Origin of the sequence: Paenibacillus sp. p3-SID1389, from assembly GCF_025151705.1 — a bacterium.
Lineage (GTDB): Bacteria > Bacillota > Bacilli > Paenibacillales > Paenibacillaceae > Fontibacillus > Fontibacillus phoenicis.
In genome coordinates this window covers 105,925-129,962 of the sequence record NZ_JALXVO010000004.1, presented here as the reverse complement: position 1 = coordinate 129,962, position 24,038 = coordinate 105,925, and the positions used below count along the sequence as shown (strand labels likewise).

Genomic DNA, 24,038 nt, shown 5'->3' with positions numbered 1-24,038 from the left:
AACACTGCGACGTAGGGCTTTTTATCCTTCTACTCCGTGCAAACAAACCGCTGTCCCTTCGGGATTCGCTTACTGTAGCGCAAACCGCTGGTTTGTTGGGGCTACTACGTGCTTCTTTGCCTCATTCCTGCAAACCCGGCGCTCTCCCTGCGGGATTCGCTTACTGTGGTGCTAAGTTTGAGTTACTTTGAGGGCTACTTTTTTGTCGCTCCGGGGCTTTTGTATGTTCGCAGCGACTGTAGCTCGGACTCGGTCAGCTCGCGGAAGGCGCCAAGCGGCAAGCTCTCGTCGAGCACGAGCGGGCCCATCGATAGGCGCTTGAGGTAGGTGACCCGCGAGCCGACGGCCTCGAACATCCGCTTTACCTGATGGAACTTCCCTTCCGAGATCGTCAGCTGGATGCGTGAGATAGGAGTTCCGTCGGTATCTACGCGGTGCTCCAGCACCTTCAGCTCAGCGGGCAAGGTGATATAACCGTCGTCGAGCTCGACGCCTTCCCGGAAGCGTGCAGCTTCCGGATCTCCCACATGGCCGAGAACAACGGCTTCGTACGTTTTCGGCACATGCTTGCGCGGAGATAACAGATCGTGTGCCAGCTGACCATCGTTGGTCAACAGCAGCAGGCCTTCAGTATCCTTATCTAACCGCCCGACAGGAAACGGGGAGAACACTTGAAAATCCACCGGGAGCAAATCAATGACGGTTCTCTCTCTCATATCCTCCGTAGCTGAAATAACACCGGGCGGCTTATGTAACATCAAATAAACGAATTCGCGGTAAAATATCTGCTCACCATCCAGCTCCACAACATCAACTTCCGGGTCACATTGCATGCCGCTGTCCTTGACAACCGCACCGTTGATTGTGACCCGACCTTGTTTGACGTATTTTTTAATCTCCGATCGGGTGCCGTAACCCAGATGGCCTAATATTTTGTCCAACCGCTGCGTCTTCTTGCCTTTACTCATCTTATGTCCACCTCCACCCGGCGGGATATTCATTCTTCAGCAACCCTTCCTGCCATTTGCCCCAGCCCAGCGAGTAGTCGTCAACCGTGACCAGCACATAGCCTTTGGGGCTGGCGCCTTCCTGGCAACGAATCCGATCCTTGTCCACCTGCAGCGTCTCGCCTTTCAGGTATCGGATCGCCTCACCGTCCGCAGAAGAGAGATCCAATACCCGCGCCGCTTCGGTCGGAGACAGTGCCGTGGCCAAAGGTTGTCCAGGTGTCAAACGCCCGTTTTTCACAGTTCCGACGTACCATCCGGGACGCACGACTTTTAAGCCGTCCAGCCGCTCTTTAGCCAGCGGGGACAGATAGACGTTGCCGCCAAATAGCAACGGTTCCCCCGGCAATTCCGCTCCATCGAGTTGTTCCTGGGCAAAAGTCCGCCAGCTCTCCAGCACCTCCCGATCATCCACAGCCTTCGAATCACGACCAGTACCGGGACGGGACCGATGGGGGTGACGGGGATTCCGTTTATCTCGAGCGCCCCCTCCCCATTTCGAGGAGACGTTACGATCTTCTTCGGCTTCCTTCTGGAACTTCTCCGCCCCATGCCGCTCCAGTACAGCGAGAAAATGTCCCTCGCCCTCCACTTTGTGCGGCCAGAGCCTGCCGCAGCCGGCGGTTTGTGCAGCGATTTCCGGCGGATACATCTTGCCCTCACCCCACTCAGCGAGCCAAGTGAGCCACTCCGGCCGCCCGGGGGCGATGCCGTCATCTAAGCGCAAAGGCACAACCCGAAATTCCGGGTGCTCCAGCAGGAACTCGGCGATCGTCGCCTCATTCTCTTCCGGCGCAAACGTGCAGGTGGAATACACGATTCTCCCGCCCGGCGCCAGCATCGACGCAGCCGATTTCAAAATCTCCTGCTGCATGCCGGCATATTTCCGAACCCATTCCGGTTCCCAATGCCGCGCCATATCCTCGTCCTTCCGGAACATGCCCTCGCCGGAGCAAGGCGCATCGATCAGAATTTTATCGAAAAAAGAAGGAAACGCCCGCGCGATCCGCTCCGGCGACTCACCCAGCACGACGGCGTTTCGGACGCCGTACAGCTCGATGTTTTTGGCCAACGCCTTCGTCCGCTCCGCGTTGATGTCGTTGGTGACCAGCATACCGCGTCCGCGCAGCTTCGCCGCGATTTGCGTTGACTTCCCGCCGGGGGCCGCGCAAAGGTCGAGCACCCGCTCCCCGGGAGTGACGTCCAGCAGCTCCACCGGCGCCATCGCACTCGGCTCCTGAATATAATATAGCCCGGCATGATAATACGGATGTTTGCCCGGCTTTGCCTGCTCCTCGACGTAGTACCCTGTCTGGCACCAAGGGATCGGCCGCAAATCAAACGGCACCACCGCCTTAAATGCCTCCGGATCGATCTTCAGCGTATTGACCCGGATTCCTGCAAACCTGGGACTGTCATAGGAAGCGTAAAAGTGCGCAAACTCTTCCTCGCCCAACAGCTCGCGCATCCGTTCTATAAATTCCTTTGGTAGTTGTACCGCCATGCCTGTCCCATCCAATCTTTATCTCAATCCTATTGCAGCCTTGCGCAAACGGCAAATAGCAAACAGCAAACAGCATACGGCATACCGCAAAACGCCCGTCTCCCCAACACCGGGGGACGGGCCGCTCTCAGCCTTGTTCACGCGCTTTCCTTTGCTCCAGCTTCTGCTGTCGTTCCTCATGCTTCTCCCCGCGCTGCGGCGTGCGCCGCTGCGGAATGTTCGGGGCGATGTTTTTCGAGGCCTCCGCCACCAGGCGAACCAACTCCGGGTCCAGCACATGGATCGTGAGGTCGTAATAAGTAAAGGCTTGGGGATCCCCCTCCGTCAGCTGCCGGACGTACACTTCCGTGTCCCGGCGCAGCTTCCCCAGCTCAATACCAAGCGTGTGTTCCGGATAGGGTGCTAGCCGCTCTAAAGCGGAACAAAGCATCTTCCGCCCGCCGGACAAATTGCCGCGCCGCGCATGGAACAAGCCGACAGCGACCTGCAGCAGCCCCTTGTACAGCGGATCATACCCCTGCTCCAGCCACAATTCCTCGAGCACCTCATGGCACTCGAAGTAATCGCGGTCACGGTTGAAGTAAACGAGATACGCCACAAACAGCGGCTCATAGCTCATCCCCGGGCTCCTCCACTTTTTTGTGCAGCTTGATCAGATCCTTCAGTTCGACCTGCAGCTGCTTCAGCCCATCAAAATCCTTCGCCTCCCACAGCCGGTTAAACCGATCCTGTGCTTCGATGGCTTCTGAGACCAGATGGTAAAAATATAATTGATGAATCGACGCAAGCACGGAGGAAACCACGTTGGATTCATCCTCGAAGCTCTTCTGCGCCTGCAAAATCTCCTGGCGGATGCTGGACATTTCGTTATCCAGTACGAATGCAGCTTCGGCAGCCTTTTTGAGCCGGCCCCGCATTTCTTCAGGCAGACTTTCCCGATACTTGTAATTCAAAGAATGCTCAATCGTCGCCCAAAAATTCATCGCCAGCGTACGAATCTGAATTTCAGCCAGCACTTGCTTTTGACCCAGCGCGGTTTGCACCGGGTATTCCACGATCATATGGAAGCTGCGATAGCCGCTTTCTTTGTAGTTCGTGATGTAGTCTTTTTCGTAAAGAACCTTAAGATCCTTACGCATGCGAATATATTCCGCAACCCGGCGGATATCCTCAACGAACTGACACATAATGCGAATGCCCGCGATATCCTCGATCCCGGTCTCCAGATTCTCCATCGACACATTTAACCGTTTCGCCTTGTCCAAAATGCTGGAGATTTTCTTGACCCGTCCGGTCACGAATTCGATCGGTGCATACTCTTCGCGTTTCTTCAGCTCGGAGCGCATCGTCTTGAATTTAACCTTCAGTTCTTCTACGGCTTGTTCATATGGAAGCAAAAATGTTCCCCAATCCCTACTGTCCATCCTTATGCCTCCTGTCTTCTGTCCCCCGGCTTGAATCTAAGCCGGCCCGCTTATCGGTGATCTGCCCCAACCGCCTCGGAGATATGGCGATAGCCGTCCCGGCGCAGCAATTCCCGCAGGCCGCGATGCAGCCTGCGATTGATTTCCGGGCCTTCGTAGATCAACGCGGTGTAGATTTCAACCAAGCTGGCGCCAGCCCGGATTTTGGCGTAGGCATCTTCCGCCGTGAAAATCCCGCCCGATCCGATGATCGGCAAGCGGCCTTCCGTTTGCCGATAGACGCGCGAGATGATCTCCGTTGACCGCGCGTTCAGCGGCTTCCCACTTAGGCCTCCGGCTTCCCGGGCGTTCTTGTGTGTGATCCCGTCCCGCGACAACGTCGTATTCGTGGCGATTAAGCCAGAAACGCCGCTGTTGCGGATGGTGTCGACGATATATTCCAGCTCATCAAAGCTCACGTCCGGCGCGATTTTAACCAGCACTGCCTTCGATTTGCCATGCCGCTTTGCTTCGGCCGCCATCCGGTCCTTTACAGCAGTCAGCAGCGAAGCCAACTCATTACCATGCTGCAATTTACGTAAGTCCGGCGTATTTGGTGAACTGATGTTCACAACGAAAAAATCGGCGTATTCATATAAGTCCGAAATGCATTTCTCGTAATCACGGTAGGCTTCTTCGTTGGGCGTGATTTTATTTTTGCCGATGTTGACGGCGATCGGAATCGGGCGGTGCTTCAGCGCCTTCAGACGCTGTGCCATCGCCTCTGTTCCGCGGTTATTAAAGCCCATCCGGTTAATCAACGCTTCGTCGGAAGGCAAACGGAACAACCTTGGACGGTCATTGCCGGGCTGTCCCAGCGGCGTCACCGTACCCACTTCCATAAATCCGAATCCGATCGCGGAGAAACCTGGCACCGCGTCGGCATTTTTATCAAGACCGGCAGCTAACCCCACCGGGGAAGGAAAATGAATTCCAAATAAGTCCGTCGCCAGCTCCGGCGCTTCCGGCACGCCGTACATTCCGCGTAAGAGCGGCAACACTCCAGGGACGGCAGCGGCAGTATGTAATCCGTTGATAACGAGATGATGGGCATTCTCCGGATCCATCCGGAAAAACACCGGTTTTCCCAATGCGCGATACAACACGTTGTACAGTTCACTCCGATCTTACGCTTTGCATTTTTGCTATTATCAGTTTAGCTGTTTCTGTTAGAAAAGAAAAGTTTAACCTAAACCGCACGTGAAAGAAACAACAAGGTGATGGAATTTTGCCGTGAAAGCCGTTACAATAAGGGGGAAAGCATCTCTAATATCGCTTTAAACTAGGCTAGAGAGGGGAAATGTTCATGTCTGCCAAGCGCAAACCGCCTACACTCCAGAAGAAAAAGGACGAAGTCAACAAGAAAGCGCTCATCTGGTCCATTTCCATCGTTGCCGCGCTGGTCATCGTGACTACCGTCCTATTGATCGTAACCTAAGCTAGTTCAGCCAATGGTAAGTGCGGTGGGGATTAGTCTGATCCTGTCTATCGCCCAGGGCGAAACGCTCCGCCGGGACGTTCTTCAGCTTCGGCAAAATCCCCTTCCCAATCCTCACCCTCGTCCCCTTCGGAACCAGATCAAACAGCTCTTCCACATCCTTCGTGCCCATCCGGATGCAGCCTAGCGACTCATCCTTTCCAATACTGTCCGGCTCATTCGTTCCGTGAATCGCGTAGTTTGTATCCGACAGCTGCATGCCGCGGCTGCCAAATTCCCCGCTATCCCTTCCGTTCGGGTTGATCACTTTTTCGGAGATGACAAACGTGCCCTCCGGCGTTCGCGAGCCGCCCAATCCAACCGGATAACTCCGAATCAAGACGTTCCCGCTGACCACCGCCAATGTGTGCGTCTTCGTATCGACGATAATTTCATAAGGTTCGGCAAAAAAAGGCCGCTGCCCCGGAGCCATCCCCTCCGCGAGCACTTCTTGCGCATTCGCATTTCCCGTTGCGCCTGTACCCTCGAGTTTTAATTGCGCAAGCAGCGGTTTAAACGCCCGCACCATGGTCGGATCGGTCCCGGCAATCCAGTTGTCGGGATACGGCCCGGCCAGGTCTTGCAGGCTAGCAGGCCATACACCGTTAGCCTGCTTGTAGTGGATCATCGCCGAGGCAAGCACGCCCAGCGATTCCTGCTGCGGGATCCACTGCCGCGCGCGCTCCTGCAGCGCGGCCGAATCCGGCGGCGCGCATTCGCACGCGCGCGCATCATAGGCTTGGAGCGCCGTCCGACCATCAGCCGGACTCTGCTCCAAGCCAAACGCGACGGGCAGGTCGTCCGACCAGACCAGCCAGTCGCCAGCCTGCTCCATGCCCAGCGCTGCGGCATGGAGCAGGGGAACGGCGGTTTGCCGCTGCAGCGCGAGCAAACCGCCCAAGGCCTCCGCCTGCGTCCCGGCAGGGTCGCCGCCGAAGCCGATGGCGGTGAACGCCGGCTCCGAGAAGGCCGGCGTCCCCGCAGGCGCACCTTCGCCCGCCTCATCCCCGGCGGGCTTCTGCGCTTCCGCCGATGCCTCCCCGAGGTCGGCATCGTCACCGGCACCTGCATCGGCGGCGTTCACGGGCACCGCCGCCTGCCGATCCCCCGGCGCATGGGCGGAAGGAATCCACACCAGCAGCGCAATCAACAGCGCAAGACTGAGCTTGCGCAGGAAGCGGCTTCGTTTCTCCTTCCGGTGTGACTCCTGCAACAGCCCTTCCTTATAGCCGGCCAGCACTTCCTCCGGTAGCGGAATTTTGCTGGATTCAAACGCCTCGTACACGTTGCCCGCCTGAATATAACAATAGTGGGCTTTCCCCGCTTGCCCGTTCGCTTCATATTCTTTGCCCAGCAGGTACCAGGCCATTTTATTGTTCGGGTGGTTTTCCACGTATTTTTTAAGGTAAGCCGAGTTCCCCATCAGTTCCTCCAGATTAGAGAGTAGTTGAGAAATCCCCTTTCATTACTTATATCGGCAAAAAAATCCGCGTTCCTAACCCAATTCTCGCCAATCCCGCAATTTTGCGACTTAGTACCTACCAGCAGGTCGGTATCAAGGTAAAAACGCCGCCGTTCCTCAGTCGTATCACTGCACAGCTCTTTGCATGATTATCCCTTTCGTTCAGAACTCATCAGGACCCAACGGGATAATCCCTCAAAGAGCCGCACAAAGCGACCTGAGCCAGCGGGATAATCGTGCAAAGGGGGGCAGCAGAGGTAGTAGACCCCAGCCCCCCGATCGCGATCACCGCATCATCTAATAAAAAAAGAGCACCCCCGCCAAAATCGGCGCAGGGTGCTCCTTATCCCAGTTATTCCAAAGGTTTAGCCTTCTTTATTAAATGGCTCATCTGCAACTTTGATGGAATCCGTTGGGCAGCCGTCGCAAGCGTCTTGGAGATCGTCGTACAAATCTTCCGGAATCTCCGTGATCCCGCGGTTGCCGTCATTGCCGTAAATCACTTCGGCCAAACCCTCATCGTCATAATCGTAGATATCCGGTGCTGTTGCGCCGCAAGCGCCGCAAGCGATGCATGTGTCCTTCTCAACCCAAGTATATTTCGCCATCTCTTATCTGCCTCCTGAATAAACGGTACGAGTCCGGTGCTTTTTATATCACCATGACCAATATAATATAAATAGTTTACAATTTCAATGCGTTTTCCGTATTATTCCAATTCCAATACGTGATCATTCCTACTCCGAACGTGGACCGTCCGAATCGTCCCGGTTCTGGCGAAGAAAGTCGGTTTGCAGCGAAGTCCCGCGAATGCGATGATTGCGGATCAATGCCGATGGATCATCGGTCAGCATTCCTGCCGTCAGCACGGCGTCTTCCCCGAACTTGTCTCTTAGCATGTCCATTGTGCGCGTTAATGACTCTTTTTTGGGCTGCCGCTCATAATCAAACAGATCGAGCTGCAGCGCGGATTCCTCCTTTGGAACCAAATTTTGTAAAGTGATCCCTAGGAGACGAACCGACTTGTCTTCGCTCCAATGGCGGCGGTACAACTCACAGGCTTCCCGGTAAATCACCTCCGCCTGCTCGGTTACCGTATCCAGACTGTGCGAGCGGGTGATCGTCTTCATGTCCGGGGTGCGGATCGTAATTTGGATCGTCTGTGCCATCAGATTTTGCCGCCGCAGTCGGCGCGCGACTTGATCCGCGATGTTCAACAGCACGCGTTGCACGTCCTCCATCCGGCTAATATCGCGCGGCAGTGTGGTGGTGTGGCCAATCGATTTATTTCGCTCGCGCTCATCGCTCACCGGCGAATCATCCCTGCCGTTCGCCGCCTGTTTCATCCAAGAACCGGCCACCCCAAATCGCTCGATCAGCTTGCGCTCGTCCGCAGCCGCCAGCTGCCCGATCGTATAGATCCGCATCGACTTCAGCTTCTCGGCCGTCTTTCGGCCGATGCCAAACAAGTCGCTGCACGGTTTGTCCCAAAGGAGCTTCGGCACGTCCCGGATGCGCAATACAGTGATGCCGTTTGGTTTTTTCATATCTGAAGCCATCTTGGCTAACAGCTTGTTGGGAGCAATCCCAATCGAACAGGGAAGGCCCAGTTCGTGACGGATCCGCTGTTGGATTTGACTCGCAATTTCGAGCGGGGTTCCAAATTGCTTGGAGCCGGTGATATCGAGATAACATTCGTCGATGGAAACCGCTTGAAGGAGCGGCGTGTATTCGTACGCAATGTCCATAAACGCCCGGGAATATTTGCGGTATAGATGGAAATCCGGCTGGATGACGATCAGCTCGGGACATTTCTTCAGCCCTTGGCTGACGGTCATTCCGGTCGACACTCCCATTTTACGCGCGGTATACGAGCAGGTGACGATCACTCCTTTGCGCAGCTCCACGCTTCCCGCTACCGCCGTAGGACGGTTCCGATATTTCTCCGGTTCTTCCGCCTCATGGACCGAACAATAAAAGGCGTTCATATCGACATGCAAAATGACTCTTCCCCGCGCAGGGTAAAAATCAGCGGTATCTCTCATTTCCTACCCCTCGTTTATCATACGTTACTCCTAAGTTCAGCATACCTGTCCCCGGAAAGACGGTCAATATCGCCTGATATCTTAAAAAAGCGTGTTCCATTTAACATGTTGATGTTATAATTATTAATTAAAAACTAAACATTCGGGGAGAGCTAACCACCCTCATCCACGGCTAAAGGGGGATACTTCGATCATGTCAAAGCCAATATCCATCTTCGACACAACCTTACGCGACGGTACCCAAGGCGAGGGCATCAGCCTGTCGGCGGACGATAAGCTGAAGATCGCCAAAAAGCTGGATTACCTTGGGGTCCATTATATTGAAGGTGGAATTCCGGGCAGTAACGGGAAGGACATTGAATTTTTTAAGCGGGTCATGGAGCTGAAGCTGCAGGCCAAGATTACCGCTTTTGGCAGCACACGCCGAAAAGACAGCCTAGCCGAACATGATGCTGGTCTCAATAAGATGATCGAAGCCGGTGTTCCAGCGGCGACGCTGGTCGGAAAATCGTGGGATTTCCATGTGCATACCGCGCTGCAAACCACGCTAGAGGAAAACCTCGCCATGATCTCCGATTCGATCGCTTATCTGAAGCGGCAGGGGCTGGAGGTCATTTTTGACGCGGAACATTTTTTTGACGGGTATAAAAACAATCCGGAATACGCCCTCTCCGTCTTACGCAAAGCGGAGGAGGCTGGTGCCGACTGGCTGGTCATGTGTGACACGAACGGCGGAACGATGCCGCATGAGGTGTATGATATCGTCAGCGCATTGTGCGAAGTGATTCCCGGCTCGAAGCTGGGCATCCATACCCACAACGACTGTGAGCTGGCCGTCGCCAACTCGCTTAGCGCCGTCCGGGCCGGCGTAACCCAAATCCAAGGGACGATGAACGGGTACGGGGAGCGTTGCGGCAATGCCAACCTTTGCTCGATTATTCCAAATCTGCAGCTGAAGCTGGGCTACGAAGTGCTCGAGCCCGACCGGTTAAAGCAGCTGACCAATACCGCCCGTTACATCAGCGAGATCGCTAATGTGCACATGCCGGTCAACCAGCCGTATGTCGGGAACGCCGCGTTCGCCCACAAAGGAGGCATTCACGTCTCCGCCATCCTCCGCGATTCGCGGACATATGAGCACATCGCTCCCGAATTGGTCGGTAACCGCCAGCGCGTGCTTGTCTCCGAGTTGGCCGGGCAAAGTAACATCCTGTCCAAGGCGCAGGAGATGGGAATCGAATTCAATCCGGAGAACGAGAACACCAAACAAGTGATCGCCAAGATTAAGGAACTGGAGCATCAAGGGTATCAATTCGAAGGTGCGGACGCCTCGCTCGAATTGCTGCTGCGTCAGGCCAATGGCGATATGAAGGAACTGTTCGTCTTTGAATCGTTTAAGATGCTCGTTGAGAAAACCGCTGACCGTCCTGTCGTTTCCGAAGCCTTCGTCAAGCTGAAGATTGACGGAGTCAGTGTCTACACCGCTGCCGAAGGCAACGGCCCGGTTAACGCTCTCGACAATGCGCTTCGCAAAGCCTTGATCACTTATTACCCGGGCTTGAAGGATATGCATCTGTCGGACTACAAGGTGCGCGTTCTTGACGACAAAGATGCCACCGCTTCGAAGGTACGTGTACTGATCGAATCCCAGGATTATCACAACTCCTGGAATACCGTTGGCGTGTCCAGCAACGTCATTGAAGCGAGCTGGGAAGCGCTCGTTGACTCGATCCGTTACGCGCTGCTGGGGCAGACAAAACGGGAGGACTATGAAGAGATTCCTTCCGCCGGATGGGGACTCGTCAACCATTAAGCATCACCTCTTAAGCGAAAAGCCCAAATCTCCGTTACTGACGGCGATTCGGGCTTTTTACTTGTTAAATCAGGCTTTTAATCTTGGCTTCCAACTCTTCCGGCGAAATGACACCAACGATGACGTCGCGAATCACGCCTTGCTCGTCGATCAGCACGTTGGTTGGAAAGGCAATCCCGTTATATTTCCGGTAAAGCTCCTCCTTTTCGTCCAAGAGGACCGGGAAGGTGTAGCCATATTTTTTGACGAAGGCCTTAGCCTCATCCAGATTATCGTACAATGTAACGTTCACGGCATAAATGTCCAGCGAATCCTTGTATTTCTCAGATAACGCCTTCAGCTCGGGCGCTTCCTCCTTACACGGATCACACCAGGAAGCCCAGAAGTTCAGAAGCAGCACTTTATCCCGCTTGCCCCCAACCTCATATGTCTTGCCATCCAATCCTGTCAACGCGAAAGTTGGCGCAGCCGTTCCCGGCTTTGGAGCCCCTTCTGCTGCCATAGCGCTAAGCGAAGGTTCGTTATTGTCCTCCTTGGAGCCGCTGAGGAAGCTGCCAAACCAGCCCTCCTGCCCCCCGCGGTCCAGCAAGGCGATAACCAGCAACACCAGCAACCCGGCGAGTATCCATCGATTACGTTTCATCTTTTGCCCGTCCTTTTATGACCTCATCTGGTTTTGAAGATTTAGGTTTACCGTAATTATTGTACCCTTTTTTAACGATTTGTTACAATGGATCGAGAAAAAGGTGAACTCTATCATTTCATCGATGGGAGCATGCAAAATGAATCAATCCTGGATATTGCCGCCGGATATTCGTGACGAAATGCTGCAGGATGGGCAACAGCGTTACCCGGAGGAAGCCTGCGGGCTGTTGCTCGGAACATTTGACGGCCGCATCGGCAGAATCGAACGTTATTTCCCCGTGGCGAACCATTCGCAGACTCCGTTGCACGCTTTTGAACTCGACCCGGTCTCCTGGGTCCGAAGCTGCTTTGATCCGCAGTTGATCGGCGTCTATCATACCCACCCCAACTCACCGCCGCGGCCTTCGCCAGAGGATCTGCGCCAGCTTCCGAATTTTGCCGATCGCCTTCGCTTGTACCTGATCGGTGGTCGGATGCACTCGTTCAACGACAAGCCAAACGCAAATCCGTCAAACGATAAGCCGCCCGGCGAACCGGACGGCTTCACGCTTCAAGCATATGGTATAAGTGCTCATACAGGAGGTTATAGTCTGCTGCCCGTCAAGCTTCGGGAAGACTAAGACGGCAAAGGCTTACGTTCTGCTTAAAAAAGTGTACAGATCACCCAAAGTAATCACGTTTTGTTCTTTCAACCGTGCGATTAACGCAGTCCACAGCTGAGCCGTCATCTTGGAGTCCTCCAGCGCGTGATGGCGCTGGGCCACTGGAATCCCATACACTTCCAGCCATTCGTCCAGGCTGCCGGAGATCCGCCGATCCGGTTCCAGCTTACGGGCGATCATCATCGTGTCCAGCACCCGATGCCCGAGATGAGCTTTGCTTGTTTTCCATAACGCCACGTCCAGAAAAGCTTTGTCATGCGCACTGCCGTGGGCAACAAGCACCCGGTCATCCACAAATGCCATAAATTCGCGCAACGCCTCCAGCAAGGATGGAGCCGACTGGGCCATCTCCTGCGTAATTCCGGTTAGATCTATAATCCGCTCAGGAATTTGGCAAGCGGGTTTGGCAAGCGAGTAATACACCTCATCGGTGATCCGCTCCCCTTCCACTTTCACGGCTCCAAAGGACAAGATTTCATCACCATAATGGTAATGAAATCCTGTTGTCTCCAAATCGAAGACGGCCGTTTTTAATTCAGCCAGCGGAACGTGAAGCGTCTCCGGACGGCGCTGTCCTTTGGTTAATGAACGAACGAAAGCGATCTGCTGTGCGCTGGGAGCACCAAGCATCGAGGCGATCCTTGGCGACACTCCGCCGCCCTTAAAAGCATCCCAAAAACCACCATTTCCCTTCATCGGTTCTTTCATAACCATTTCCTTTCCGCATACCGGTGCTGCCTTTGGAGTGTGCGGTACATGACCTTGACCGTACTGAGCGATTCCCGCAGCTCGCGCCGGAGCTCTTTCTGTTTTAGCATGTCTTGGGGCAAGTAGTGAGAACCCGTGAGCAAGCCGTCTTCGATAACCGGCGATACAAGCGATCTCAACTTGACCGCCGTGTTAAACGCGCGACTGCACGATTCCAGCCACCGCGTCGGAACAGCCTCAAGCTGAAGCAGTTGAGCGATCCGTTCCCAGGTGTTCGAGGCTTCGATCCCGTATTGCAAAGCCAAATAACGCACGGCGTTCACGATCGGGATGTACAGCCCGTATTTCACGTCAAATTCCCCGGCATGTTCACCGCTTTGCTCTGTGATCACTTGCCCCAACACATTTAGTGCCGCTTTGTGACGGACGGTATTACGCAGAATTGCCGCCACCACATCGCGTTCTCCGCCTTGATCCGCCTCCATAATCCGCTTCATGGTCTTGCGCAAGCCAGCGGTTAGCTCCGCATTCCCGCAGATATGGCGCAAATCGGCGGCAATCATCAAGTAGCGAACCTGTTCCCAAGCCAGAATGTCCCGCCATTCCAGCAGTTGCTTCTCCCACGAAGCGAAGTTGCCGCGCCATAACGGATTGGACACCATGACCCTGCCCGGGCATGGGGGATAACCAACCTGCTCGAGAATCTCTGACAGCTTCTGACCAAAGATCTCAAAGTAGACTTCCAGCTGATCCGCATCACCATCCCCGTAGATCAAACCGTTATCCTGGTCGCTCCATAACGTGGGTTCCGCCCGACCGGCGCTTCCAAACGCAATAAAGGCATAATGCGAAGGAGGAGGGCCGAAGCCCTCCTGGATCATTTCTTCTTCACAGCATCGGCAAGCTTGGGTCATGACGGCATCATGCAGGTCCGAGACCTCACGGTTCCAATCCTGAATCGGCATCGATGTCAGCTTGCTATACAAGCGATTCTGCTCATCGATTCTGGCCGCTCTTAGCAAACCGGGAGTTGCGGCGGACCGGATCGCGCTTAAATTTGCGTTGTTCATGGCCGTCTCATGACTCATAAGCCCAACTTCCTTTCTCTTCCGGACGCCTCACGTCAGGATATCAATCTTCAATTATTCTGCAGGAATACCAGACGAAGTTGTTTTATTCAGTAAGCTCATTTGCTCCGGATATCCGTAAGTACCGTGTTCGCTGATATCCAGCCCCATCGTTTCTTCTTCTTCCGTGACGCGCAGCCCCATCGTCCATTTCATAATTCCGAGAATCAGGAACGACAGTACCAATACGAAGGCGAAAGTCCCGATCACGCCAAGCAGCTGAACCCCTAATTGTCCAAAACCGCCGCCATAGAACAAGCCTGCTTTACCTACACCTGTAGTCTCAGCCAGCTCCGGCGTTGCAAAGAGACCGGTAGAAATCGCCCCCCATACCCCGGCGATCCCGTGTACAGAGAAGGCATAAATCGGATCATCCACACCAGCGCGTTCAAACCATCTAGCCGTAAAGAAGGTCAAGATCCCAGCAACCGCACCGATGATGACGGAAGCCCAAGCATCAACGAACGCACAAGAACCAGTAATCGCTACGAGAGCCGCCAGCACACCGTTCAGCATGCTTGGAATATCCGACTTGCCCAGAACTGCCCAGGAAATGAGCAGTGCAGCAACTGCACCAGCTGCAGCAGCCAGGTTTGTTGTCATCAACACATAACCAAAGAATCCATCACCCAAAGGAGTTAATGCACTACCTGGGTTGAAACCAAACCAGCCAATCCACAAAATGATCACACCGAGTACCGTCAACACTTGGTTGTGACCTGGAATGTTGTTCGGTTTACCATCTTTATTGTATTTGCCAAGACGCGGTTTGAGCAGAATGGTTGCTGCAAGCGCCGCTGTAGCACCAGTTAAGTGAACTACCGTCGAACCAGCGTAGTCTTGCATCCCCAAGTTACCAAGCCAGCCGCCGCCCCATACCCAGTGAGCGACAATCGGATAAATCAGAACGATAAAGATCGTGCCGAAGATAATATAAACGCTGAGCTTCGCACGTTCTGCCATCCCGCCGCAAGCGATCGCCAGCGATACAGCAGCAAATGCCATTTGGAACAGGAACATCAGATTTAACGGTACGCCAATTTCAGCAAATACGCCGAACGAACCGATATCCCCTTCGCCGCCGAACAGGAACCCGGTTGTACCCAGGAAGCTGTTGCCGTCGCCAAAAGCGAAGCCAAAACCAAATAGCCACCAAGCAAGAATAGCAATTCCCAAGGTGAGGACGGTTTTGCCGGCAACGTGTCCGGCGTTCTTCATCCGAACCGTACCTGCTTCAAGAAGAGCAAAGCCTGCTTGCATGAAGAATACCAGCATGGCTGCGACGAATACGAAAAGCGAGTTCAGGCCGAGCTCCAGAACCGGAGCGGTAACCTCTCCCTCCGCTGCGAATGCCGAGACCGGAAACGCAAACGATGCAAGAAAAATGAGTACTCCGTAAAGCCATTTCTTCTTCATTTTGAACACTCCCCTAATGTTAAGTTTCCTAACACATAATGAATTGTTAATGTGATTATAAGAGAAAGCTTCAGGGATGACAATACTTTTTTCAAAAAAAATCGCTAAATTGTATGTATTATTACATTTAATGTAAGGTTTTTTAATGAATCCTCCTTTAACGAATCCTCCTATAGTTACTGACAAAAATAAAGTATGACGTTTGACTGTATGCTTGTTGTTAAGTATTATGGGGATAAATAGAATAAATATAGAACTCAATCCTTTGGAATTGTCGGGAGAGGTGATGAACTTGGAGTAAAGAAACTGTACCGGATCGGAGAGTTAGCGAAGGCAGCTGATGTGAGTGAGCGTACGATCGATTATTATACGAAGCTCGGGCTGATCTCCCCGGAGAAGCGAACCCAGACAAATTATCGTTTATACAGTGCTGAAACCTTGATCAGGCTGGAACGTATTAATCAATTGAAACAGGAGAAATATACGTTGGAAGAGATCCGTGAGAAGCTGGACCAGTGGCACCGAGTTTCTCCGGAAGAACAAGTGACGGAGAAGCTAAGCTCATTAGAGCTCCATATGCAGCAGCTGGAACGCGAAGTCAAAGAGCTGGAGCCGCTCATTTCCAGCTTGCAGCCCAACCAGGCCAAACGCGCCTTCGCGAATTTGCTGCCGCAAAGCTTGGCCTGCATGGAAGCCATCCGGCTGTTATTGAATCACGGACCCTTTTCCTAACTTTTACTCCTGAAACAACCTCAGTTACTTCTTTGATAACTAAATCATATGGAGGAATGATTCATGTATTCAGACGTGATGCTGATCCCCATTCTGCTCGCATTTGGGTTGTCCCTGTGGGCGCAGTTTCGGGTCAAAGGCACATTTAACAAATGGGCGAAGGTCCAGAACCTCTATGGCTTAACCGGCCATGATGCCGCAAGACGTATGCTGGATGCGAACGGTCTCTATGATGTCCCGATCGAGCCTGTGCACGGCGCCCTGACGGACCACTACGACCCGATTCACCGCGTGGTCCGCTTGTCAGAGCCGGTGTATTATGAGAGCTCCATCTCTGCGGTAGCCGTCGCTTGCCACGAGGTAGGACACGCAATCCAGCACAAGCAGAAGTACCCGATGCTGGTGCTGCGTCATCGGATGTTCCCGGTGGTGAACTTCGCCTCGGGGGTTGCTCCTTTCTTGCTTCTGGCTGGTTTCCTGTTCGGCGCGCTGAACCTGATCGGTCTGGGGATTATCTTCTTCTCCGCGGCCGTTTTGTTCCAGATCGTGACGCTGCCGGTCGAGTTTAACGCCAGCAACCGGGCCCGCAAGATCATGCTTCAACAAGGCTTTATTTCGCCTAATGAAGCACGCGGAGTTGGCAAAGTATTAAACGCCGCGGCTTTGACTTATGTAGCTGCCGCTTTGATCTCCATTTTGGAGCTGCTGCGTTACATCCTGATTTTCACAAGCAACCGCGAATAACAAGTAAACCAAACAAAAAGGCTGCACGGTACCGAGCCCATGGGCTCGAGATCGTGCAGCCTTTTTTTTCGTCCCCACATCTCGGAGAACGTTCCATGATGATTCAATTACTGCTGCTGGTTTGGCGGCGTATCCACCTGAAGCCCAAAGTATTCCAGCAGGAACATTCGGAACGATTGGGCTACCAGCGGCAGTTTCTCGTCGACCCGATGAATCAGCCCAATGGTGCGGGTGACCTTAGGTTCCGAAATCCGCACACGGATCGGCTGAAGCGTAAAGCTCTGAAACAGCGCCATTTCCGGCAGCAGACTTACGCCCATCCCAGCCGCAACCAGCCCCCGGATCGTATCGGTCTCTTCGCCCTCGAAGGCGATTTTTGGCGTAAACCCTGCCTCCAGGCAGGCATGCCAAACGATTGGCCGCAAGGAATAGCCTTTGCTGAACAAAATAAACTTCTCGTCCTTAAGCTGGCTGAGCTTGATGCTTTGCTCACCAGCCAAAGGATGCCCCGGCGGAAGGATGGCCACCAAATCCTCGGTTAATACCACATTGCCGGTGACTTGATCATGATTTTCCGGAAACGGAGAAATAAAGGCTAAATCCACTTCCCCTGAAACCACATCCCGAATTAACGTAGGATAAGTGCCTTGCCTAAAACGAAACTTCACATTGGGATACAGCTTGCGGAATTCCGCCACCACGCTGGGAATCATATGAATACCTAGGCTATTGGGGAAGCCTAAGCGAATTTCCCCTTGCTCCGGATCGAGAAATTCGTGCACCTCGCTCACGGCCCGGTCGAGATCCTTCAGAATCATCTCCACCCGGCTGCAGAATAGCTGCCCCACAGCGGTAAGGTGGAGATTCCTGCCCTTCTGCATAAACAAATTAACGCCAAGCTCCTGCTCGAGCTGGTGAATTTGCCGGCTTACCGCCGATTGGGCGACGTGCAGTTCCTCGGCAGCCTGAGTCACGTGCTCTTTCCTCGCCACTTTTACAAAATACTGCAGTTGTCTTAATTCCACGAATCTGATCGCTCCATTTCGCATGTGCTACGAACATCGAACATCTTCTGATGACATAATACTCTAAATTTAATGTACCATTTACAATCCATTGGTTCAACGCCGTTTTAACAAGCGGACAATGAGTCCATAGATAAAAAAGCCGCCGACAAGCCCGCCAAAATGAGCGGCCAGGTTGATCTTGGGAACCAATACCGAATAGATCACCCCGATAATGAGAAGGCTGTACAGCGTTTTTCGCGAGCTTTCATCCATCAGGTGACGCTGCAGCAAGGCAATGTAGAGAAACGCGCCATACACACCATAGACAGCGCCTGAGGCCCCAACCGAGATATGAGGGACCGAGCTAAACTGGTACACCCCCATACTGATGAGGTTTCCGACCAGTCCGCTGCCCAAATAGACCAAGGCATATCGCCACCAGCCGAGCAGACGCTCCAGCGGCGGCGCAAATACCAGGATCGCAAACGAGTTGGAAAACAGGTGATCAAACCCGTTGTGAAGAAACATCGCCGTAAACAACCGCCAGCTTTGTCCGGCAAAGGGCTCGATGTCGCTCATTGCCCCGAACCTTAGCAGGGTGAGCCCGTTCCTCGATCCCCCATTCAGCGTAAGCACGATAAACATCACGATGTTGGCCGCCAGGAGCAAGCAGGTAACGGGATAATATCGCAGGTAACTTCGCCAGTTTTCGTATCGTATGAAAATCATCGGATCCTCCTTACCGTTGTTTTTCCTAATGTTGGACATTTTCTTTTCAAAACGATTATAATTAAATTTGATTGAATAAATCCATCTGACTAGGAGGAAATAAACATGGCCCAAGAACGCGCAAATGTAGCTACATTTAAAGGCAATCCGATCACGCTGATCGGCCCGGAACTTAAAGTTGGCGATACGGCTCCGGATTTCCGCTTGAATAAAAACCTGCTGGAAGAAGCCACACTCCAGGACTTCGCCGGCAAAATCAAACTGATCAGCGTGGTTCCTTCGCTGGATACAGGCGTCTGCGACGCGCAAACGCGCCGGTTTAACCAAGAAGCTGCCGGCCTTGGCGATGACGTCGTTGTGCTGACGGTCAGTGCCGACCTGCCTTTTGCCCAAGCCCGCTGGTGCGGCGCCGCTGGCGTGGATCGCGTCATCACGTTGTCGGATTACAAAGACAACTCCTTTGGCAAAGCCTACGGCGTGCTCATCAAAGAGTTCGCGCTCGACATGCGTGCCGTGTTTGTCGTCGATAAAGACAACAAGATCCAATACGTCGAAGTATTGAAGGAAATGACCGAGCATCCGGATTATGAAAAACCGGTGGCTGCCGTTAAAGCGCTGCTTTCTTAATCGAAGGCCCTTCGGCACAAACGAAAAGCGAGTAGGAGAGGAATCTCCCTGCTCGCTTTTTTTTGTCGTAGTCAAGCGGATTTACTGGTTCGAGGACACTTTATAAGCCGCCAGCTTCTTATCCAGCACAGAGAAAAGTTGAAGAATGTTACGGTAATTTGCGCCGAGATCCCCCATCGATCCACGTGTCGCCGAGTAAATATCAATCGCGCTCCGTACCGGCCCGGTGCCCACGATCGATACGGTAATGTCCATCACGCGTCCGAGGCTGGTCCGTTTCTCCAGCGTAATCTCGCCGACGGACGGCACTTCATGCAGCACCTTATAGCCCGGAATTTTCTTTAAGGTTGAGGAAACTTCCTCCCAGCATTTCTCTTTGGATAATTGATAATATCTTGTTTTGAGTTCGGGCATCTTCGCACGGTCGCTGGTCCCTTCTTGGCTGCGGAAAATGCCGATTAACGTTCGCTTGAATGACAACTGTTCTTCCTCCTTCACGATCCTGCCCCATGTGACTTGGGTATGCGTTTTCTTAATTTCTAGTTTAACATTCTTGGCAGACAAACAAAAGCGAGGCTGAACATTTTGGCACAAACAAAAAAGCACCTTGCCCCTTTTCTCAAGCGAAAAGAGTACAAGGTACCATTCTCATGCTTCATCATAGACCCGCCTATGCCGTCCGATTACATTATCTCGAACCTGCACCCGCAGGTGGGTGACCGCAACGACGCTTTTGAAGTCCCCTCATCCGATGGATAGGGCCTTTCAGCGGCGGCGCAATGTAGGTCTCCCGAGATAACTGTCATTGGTTCAAAATAACGGAAACCGAAACGCACATCGCAGGACGTACACCTATTATACGGCTTCATTAAGCAAATGTAAACTCATCTAACAAGGAAGATGATGGCAATTTAAGCCATTTTTCAATCCTTCTCTTTTTCCTCACTCGAAGGAAGTTCAAGCGCCAGGTCCTCGTCGTCTTGCTGGGTGTTACCATTATTCGAAGCGTCTTCGTTTTGGCGCATCCGCTCCACCTTCTCCTGGATCTTGTTATAAGCGATGTAGAAGTTATAAAACGCCACGAAGGCAGTTAAGCTGCCGAACCCGAAGAAGATCAACCAGCCGAAGCGTAAAGTCAGAAAACCAAGCACACCCGCGCAGATCAGCGTGGACAAGGTCCGAAACGGCCGAAGAATCGTAAACAGGATCGCATTCTTGATCAACTGAAGCGCACCCAGATGGTAATGCGCCACCAGCGAGAAGAAGTTAAACAACGACAGGGATAAGATCAACAGGAAGAACAGCATCACCATGCCAATCATCTGCAGGTTGTTCATCTGGTTCATGTAGACTTCATAGTCCACATACATAATCGCGAACAGGATCGTATAGAAAATACCGCCGACCATGCTTTGCTTGTAGTTCTCTTTGTACCCTTTGAAGTAGACTTTGATAATACTCAAGTCGCTTTCCCCCATCACCCATTTCCGAGTCACGGAAAATAAAGCGGCGGTTGCTGGAAACAGTGTAAACGGTGCCAAAACACCCATAACCCAAATCGTCAGCGTCTCCGGCTGAGGCGTCGGTGATTGCAACACCAAGAGCAGCTTCATCGCAAGGACGATCATAAATGGCGATGAGCACAGCAGCCACAGCAGGTTACTGCCGGCAATCCGCATAATCCATTCGGTAATTTTATAAAATCCGCCCATTAAACCTTTGTATTCCAAGTAAAGTTCCCCTCTCAAGCGTTGTATAGTGGATCGCTCTGCCTATATTAACTATACATGATTCGTCCAGCTCGTTCCAGCGCCTAATTTGTACTGCTTTGGGTAAGCGTCTAATCTCAACAGGCCGCTGTGCCATAGTATATACCGTAACTTCAAACCATCAACATCATCAAAGGAGGTTATCACATGTCCGGCGTAGGATATGGCGGTGGATTCTGGACTTCCACGGGTACGATTCTGGTTCTGTTCATTCTGCTCGTAATCGTGAGCCGTACAATTCATCTGTAATGAACAAACAAGAAGAAGACGGAGGTTCCTCCGTCTTCTTTCATTTAGGATATTCGAACAACCTCCAGGATCCGCTTAATTGTCGAACGAGGAGTTGTCGTCGTATTTCGAAGGTCTGCGGTCTCCGCCGCCCGAGCTGGTACGCGGCTTGCGGTCGGAGGAACGATAGTCACGGCCGTCGCGGTTGTATCCGCCTTTGCCATAACCTCCGCGGCCGCCTTGGGAATCACGCCGGTATCCACCGCCGCGATTGCCGTAACCTGACGGTTTCCGCCCGCTGGAACGGATGTCCGGGTTGCGGCGTTTCACGCGGATCGGTTCTTCCGGTGTCAGCTCGATGCTGACTTTCTCATTCTTGTCACCCGTGATCAGCTTAAACGCAGCCGCCAACAGGTTCACCGAATCGTATTGCTCCAAGAGCTGGATCGCAATGCCCTTGTTCTCGTTCAGTTCACCGTTCTCCACCAGCTCGATCAAGCGTTCCGCAATAATCCGTTGCTTGCCTTCGATCGCTTCAGCAATACTTGGCAGCGGCTTGCGAGCAATCTTATGACGGGTAATCCGTTCGATAAAGCGCAGGTGATCCATTTCGCGCGGCGTCACGAAGGACCACGCTACCCCTTCTTTCCCGGCACGGCCCGTACGGCCGATCCGGTGAACGTAACTTTCCGGATCCTGCGGCAGGTCGAAGTTCACGACATGGGTAACCCCGGAGACGTCCAAACCGCGCGCAGCCACGTCGGTTGCAACGAGAACGTCGATGCTGCCGTCACGGAATTTACGCATGACGTTGTCACGTTGGTTCTGCGACAGGTCCCCGTGCAGGCCGTCGGCGGAATAGCCTTGCTTCTGCAGCGCTTCGGACAATTCATCGACGCGGCGCTTCGTCCGGCCGAACACGATCGCCAGCTCTGGCGACTCCATATCCAGCAACCGGGTCAAAGCATCAAATTTCTGCCGTTCATGAACCTCGATGTACGCTTGATCAATGAGCGGCGCGCTGACCTGTTTCGGAATAACGGACACGTGCTCCGGATTTTTCAGGAACTGCTGAGCCAGCTTCTGGATATTAGCCGGCATAGTTGCGGAGAATAGCATCGTTTGACGATCTTCTGGAACCAGCTTCAGTATCGATTGAATATCGTCCATAAAGCCCATATCGAGCATTTCGTCAGCTTCGTCCAGAACGACGGTTTTCACATCGTCAAGCTTGATCGTTTTCCGGTTGATGTGGTCAAGCAAACGGCCCGGCGTACCGATAATAATTTGGGGCTTCTTCTTTAATGCGCGAATTTGGCGTACGATGTCTTGTCCGCCGTAGATGGGAAGAGAGCGGGTACCCTTAAAGCGGGACAGCTTGCCGATTTCTTCAGCGACCTGAATGGCCAGCTCCCGAGTTGGGGTCATAACCAGCGCAACGATACGGTCTTCTTCCTTAGGGATCTTGTTGATCAACGGCAGGCCGAAGGCCGCGGTTTTCCCCGTACCCGTCTGGGCTTGTCCGATTAAATCGCGACCGGACAATGCGATCGGGATGGATTTCGCCTGGATCGGTGTTGCTTCTTCAAATCCAAGTTCCGTAATAGCTTGCAATACTTTAGGCTCTAGGCCGAAATCTGCAAATGTGTTCAATGTATCATACTCCTTCTATATAGTGGACATTCCACCAGCTTAACGGTATTCTTAAGTAGCGTTTAGTCCTGCTTTGCCCACACTCAAAACCTGACCTCGGGGACCTTCAAACGTATATAGGCTGTCCAATCCGCCTGTAAATTTTACATAGTACTAGCTTGGTACTAGCTTGAAAAATGGAAAAGAGTACCTACTCAAGAATATCTCAAACATTATAGCACAAAACATAAATGGAATACCAGCAAGCAGGTTGGGATACTTCCTCTATTTTCGTGAGGTGAACGATGGTGTTAAAGGAAATTCGAAATGCGGTTGTCATTGTACTCGGGGCGGCTTTGATCGCTGCGGGTTTTAATCTGTTCCTTGTACCGCTTCATTTGCTCAGCGGCGGCGTGTCGGGGTTAGCGATGCTGACAGCCTACTTCACTCCACTCGATATTAGCACGATGTATCTGGCTTATAACGTGCCGCTCCTGATCGCCGGATTGTTTCTGCTAGGGAGACGATTTATCGGACTTAGCATCCTGTCGGTTGCCGCCACGACCTGGTTCATCGCCTTGATCCCGTCGCCGGACAAGCTGCTGTCGTCGGATACCCTGCTCTCTGCGGTATTCGGCGGCGTGCTGGTCGGCATCGGCAGCGGGATCTCGTTCCGCGTCGGCGGCTCGTCCGGCGGGTTCGATATCGTGGGTTCGATCGTGACCCGTTTCCGCGATTTCCCCGTCGGCAATGTGATCGTCGGATTAAACGGCTTCGTCATCCTAGCGATGGGGTATCTCGAGGGCAACTGGGATCTGGCTTTGGCTTCCATGGTCTCCATTTATATTACCGGCAAGGTCGTTGACCTGATCCATATCAGCCATATCAAAGTCACGTTGTTCATTATCACCGACAAAACTGAAGCGCTGCTGGAACGACTGCTGACGCTGCCGCGCGGGGTAACGCTGATGAAAACCCAAGGCGCCTTTTCCCATAAGGAAAAAGATATGCTGATGACCGTCACGACCCGTTATGAGCTGGCTGAACTGCGGGAAATCATCAAGCAAACCGATCCCGCCGCCTTCGTCAATATCGTGGAAACGGTCGGGGTCATGGGCTCGTTTCGCCGTCGTTAAGTGTTTTCTTGAAAGAAGCGGCCGTTTTCAAACAGCCGCTTCTTTGTTATAATAATCACAGCGGTTCCTTCACAATTTCAAAGGGTTCAGCTTTACCCCGTATTT

25 protein-coding genes and 1 other RNA gene are annotated in these 24,038 nt (G+C 53.0%); 8 read left to right on the top strand and 18 right to left on the bottom strand.

What is annotated here, in order from left to right; translation table 11 throughout:
- Positions 1-194 precede the first annotated feature (194 nt).
- The 5 genes from M3G15_RS03370 to M3G15_RS03350 form a co-directional block, all read right to left on the bottom strand.
- The gene (locus M3G15_RS03370) at positions 195-968 is read right to left on the bottom strand and encodes a pseudouridine synthase (protein WP_260070062.1); all 774 of its coding nucleotides are present in this window, start codon (positions 966-968) and stop codon (positions 195-197) included.
- A 1-nt stretch (position 969) separates the two neighbouring features.
- Positions 970-2,511 carry an RsmB/NOP family class I SAM-dependent RNA methyltransferase gene (locus tag M3G15_RS03365; RefSeq protein ID WP_260070061.1) on the bottom strand — a complete coding sequence of 514 codons (1,542 nt, stop codon included), beginning with the start codon at positions 2,509-2,511 and terminating at the stop codon, positions 970-972.
- A 127-nt stretch (positions 2,512-2,638) separates the two neighbouring features.
- On the bottom strand, positions 2,639-3,130 hold the full coding sequence (locus tag M3G15_RS03360) for a DUF309 domain-containing protein (protein ID WP_260070060.1): 492 nt from the start codon (positions 3,128-3,130) through the stop codon (positions 2,639-2,641).
- Positions 3,120-3,935 (bottom strand): GTP diphosphokinase, encoded by an 816-nt coding sequence (gene yjbM, locus M3G15_RS03355; RefSeq protein ID WP_260070059.1) that lies wholly within the window; start codon positions 3,933-3,935, stop codon positions 3,120-3,122. The genes M3G15_RS03360 and yjbM overlap by 11 nt, the downstream gene beginning before the upstream one ends.
- A 50-nt stretch (positions 3,936-3,985) precedes the next feature.
- Positions 3,986-5,080, bottom strand: a complete 1,095-nt coding sequence (locus M3G15_RS03350) for a quinone-dependent dihydroorotate dehydrogenase (RefSeq protein ID WP_260070058.1) — start codon at positions 5,078-5,080, stop codon at positions 3,986-3,988.
- A gap of 200 nt (positions 5,081-5,280) precedes the next feature.
- Here M3G15_RS03350 and M3G15_RS03345 point away from each other — a divergent pair, with 200 nt between their 5' ends.
- Positions 5,281-5,412 carry a hypothetical protein gene (locus tag M3G15_RS03345; protein WP_260070057.1) on the top strand — a complete coding sequence of 44 codons (132 nt, stop codon included), beginning with the start codon at positions 5,281-5,283 and terminating at the stop codon, positions 5,410-5,412.
- Between the two features lies 1 nt (position 5,413).
- Here the strand turns inward: M3G15_RS03345 and M3G15_RS03340 are convergent, their stop codons facing one another.
- The 3 genes from M3G15_RS03340 to M3G15_RS03330 form a co-directional block, all read right to left on the bottom strand.
- Positions 5,414-6,874, bottom strand: coding sequence for a L,D-transpeptidase family protein (locus M3G15_RS03340; protein WP_260070056.1), 1,461 nt, complete (start codon positions 6,872-6,874; stop codon positions 5,414-5,416).
- Between the two features lie 404 nt (positions 6,875-7,278).
- A complete protein-coding gene (locus tag M3G15_RS03335) occupies positions 7,279-7,521 on the bottom strand; it encodes a ferredoxin (protein ID WP_009222802.1) in 243 nt (80 codons plus the stop codon).
- Positions 7,522-7,650: 129 nt separating this feature from the next.
- A complete protein-coding gene (locus M3G15_RS03330) occupies positions 7,651-8,958 on the bottom strand; it encodes a DNA polymerase IV (protein WP_260070055.1) in 1,308 nt (435 codons plus the stop codon).
- Between the two features lie 193 nt (positions 8,959-9,151).
- On the opposite strand from M3G15_RS03330, the gene cimA reads away from it, so the two are divergent.
- The gene (gene cimA / locus M3G15_RS03325; RefSeq protein ID WP_260070054.1) at positions 9,152-10,771 is read left to right on the top strand and encodes a citramalate synthase; all 1,620 of its coding nucleotides are present in this window, start codon (positions 9,152-9,154) and stop codon (positions 10,769-10,771) included.
- 64 nt (positions 10,772-10,835) lie between these two features.
- On the opposite strand, the gene M3G15_RS03320 is transcribed toward cimA, so the two are convergent.
- Positions 10,836-11,414, bottom strand: a complete 579-nt coding sequence (locus M3G15_RS03320) for a TlpA family protein disulfide reductase (protein WP_260070053.1) — start codon at positions 11,412-11,414, stop codon at positions 10,836-10,838.
- Between the two features lie 139 nt (positions 11,415-11,553).
- On the opposite strand from M3G15_RS03320, the gene M3G15_RS03315 reads away from it, so the two are divergent.
- Complete coding sequence (locus tag M3G15_RS03315) at positions 11,554-12,036, top strand: M67 family metallopeptidase (RefSeq protein WP_260070052.1); 483 nt, start codon at positions 11,554-11,556, stop codon at positions 12,034-12,036.
- A 12-nt stretch (positions 12,037-12,048) separates the two neighbouring features.
- Here M3G15_RS03315 and M3G15_RS03310 read toward each other — a convergent pair whose 3' ends face one another.
- The 3 genes from M3G15_RS03310 to M3G15_RS03300 are packed head-to-tail and all read right to left on the bottom strand — an operon-like array spanning position 12,049 to position 15,329.
- On the bottom strand, positions 12,049-12,786 hold the full coding sequence (locus M3G15_RS03310) for an exonuclease domain-containing protein (protein WP_260070051.1): 738 nt from the start codon (positions 12,784-12,786) through the stop codon (positions 12,049-12,051).
- Positions 12,783-13,874 carry a DUF294 nucleotidyltransferase-like domain-containing protein gene (locus M3G15_RS03305; RefSeq protein WP_260070050.1) on the bottom strand — a complete coding sequence of 364 codons (1,092 nt, stop codon included), beginning with the start codon at positions 13,872-13,874 and terminating at the stop codon, positions 12,783-12,785. The genes M3G15_RS03310 and M3G15_RS03305 overlap by 4 nt, the downstream gene beginning before the upstream one ends.
- A 54-nt stretch (positions 13,875-13,928) precedes the next feature.
- The gene (locus tag M3G15_RS03300) at positions 13,929-15,329 is read right to left on the bottom strand and encodes an ammonium transporter (RefSeq protein WP_260070049.1); all 1,401 of its coding nucleotides are present in this window, start codon (positions 15,327-15,329) and stop codon (positions 13,929-13,931) included.
- A gap of 306 nt (positions 15,330-15,635) precedes the next feature.
- Between M3G15_RS03300 and M3G15_RS03295 the strand changes: the two genes are divergently transcribed.
- Together M3G15_RS03295 and M3G15_RS03290 are read left to right on the top strand one after the other, a co-directional pair.
- Positions 15,636-16,061 carry a MerR family transcriptional regulator gene (locus tag M3G15_RS03295; RefSeq protein ID WP_198136143.1) on the top strand — a complete coding sequence of 142 codons (426 nt, stop codon included), beginning with the start codon at positions 15,636-15,638 and terminating at the stop codon, positions 16,059-16,061.
- 63 nt (positions 16,062-16,124) lie between these two features.
- The gene (locus tag M3G15_RS03290; RefSeq protein WP_009222793.1) at positions 16,125-16,805 is read left to right on the top strand and encodes a zinc metallopeptidase; all 681 of its coding nucleotides are present in this window, start codon (positions 16,125-16,127) and stop codon (positions 16,803-16,805) included.
- A 107-nt stretch (positions 16,806-16,912) separates the two neighbouring features.
- Here the strand turns inward: M3G15_RS03290 and gltC are convergent, their stop codons facing one another.
- Positions 16,913-17,830 carry a glutamate biosynthesis transcriptional regulator GltC gene (gene gltC, locus M3G15_RS03285; protein ID WP_009222792.1) on the bottom strand — a complete coding sequence of 306 codons (918 nt, stop codon included), beginning with the start codon at positions 17,828-17,830 and terminating at the stop codon, positions 16,913-16,915.
- 96 nt (positions 17,831-17,926) lie between these two features.
- Positions 17,927-18,541 (bottom strand): rhomboid family intramembrane serine protease, encoded by a 615-nt coding sequence (locus tag M3G15_RS03280; RefSeq protein ID WP_260070048.1) that lies wholly within the window; start codon positions 18,539-18,541, stop codon positions 17,927-17,929.
- A gap of 105 nt (positions 18,542-18,646) precedes the next feature.
- On the opposite strand from M3G15_RS03280, the gene tpx reads away from it, so the two are divergent.
- Positions 18,647-19,168, top strand: coding sequence for a thiol peroxidase (gene tpx / locus M3G15_RS03275; protein WP_009222790.1), 522 nt, complete (start codon positions 18,647-18,649; stop codon positions 19,166-19,168).
- Between the two features lie 81 nt (positions 19,169-19,249).
- Here tpx and M3G15_RS03270 read toward each other — a convergent pair whose 3' ends face one another.
- From M3G15_RS03270 to M3G15_RS03260, 3 genes are all read right to left on the bottom strand, one after another.
- On the bottom strand, positions 19,250-19,648 hold the full coding sequence (locus M3G15_RS03270) for a DUF1499 domain-containing protein (RefSeq protein ID WP_016312740.1): 399 nt from the start codon (positions 19,646-19,648) through the stop codon (positions 19,250-19,252).
- 179 nt (positions 19,649-19,827) lie between these two features.
- Positions 19,828-20,017, bottom strand: a non-coding RNA gene (gene ssrS, locus M3G15_RS03265) — 6S RNA.
- A gap of 74 nt (positions 20,018-20,091) precedes the next feature.
- Positions 20,092-20,898, bottom strand: a complete 807-nt coding sequence (locus M3G15_RS03260; protein ID WP_260070047.1) for a YesL family protein — start codon at positions 20,896-20,898, stop codon at positions 20,092-20,094.
- Positions 20,899-21,084: 186 nt separating this feature from the next.
- On the opposite strand from M3G15_RS03260, the gene M3G15_RS03255 reads away from it, so the two are divergent.
- A complete protein-coding gene (locus M3G15_RS03255) occupies positions 21,085-21,186 on the top strand; it encodes a hypothetical protein (RefSeq protein ID WP_009222787.1) in 102 nt (33 codons plus the stop codon).
- A 75-nt stretch (positions 21,187-21,261) separates the two neighbouring features.
- Here M3G15_RS03255 and cshA read toward each other — a convergent pair whose 3' ends face one another.
- Positions 21,262-22,818, bottom strand: a complete 1,557-nt coding sequence (cshA, locus tag M3G15_RS03250; protein ID WP_009222786.1) for a degradosome RNA helicase CshA — start codon at positions 22,816-22,818, stop codon at positions 21,262-21,264.
- A gap of 287 nt (positions 22,819-23,105) precedes the next feature.
- On the opposite strand from cshA, the gene M3G15_RS03245 reads away from it, so the two are divergent.
- On the top strand, positions 23,106-23,933 hold the full coding sequence (locus M3G15_RS03245; protein WP_260070071.1) for a YitT family protein: 828 nt from the start codon (positions 23,106-23,108) through the stop codon (positions 23,931-23,933).
- The last annotated feature ends 105 nt before the right edge of the window (positions 23,934-24,038 follow it).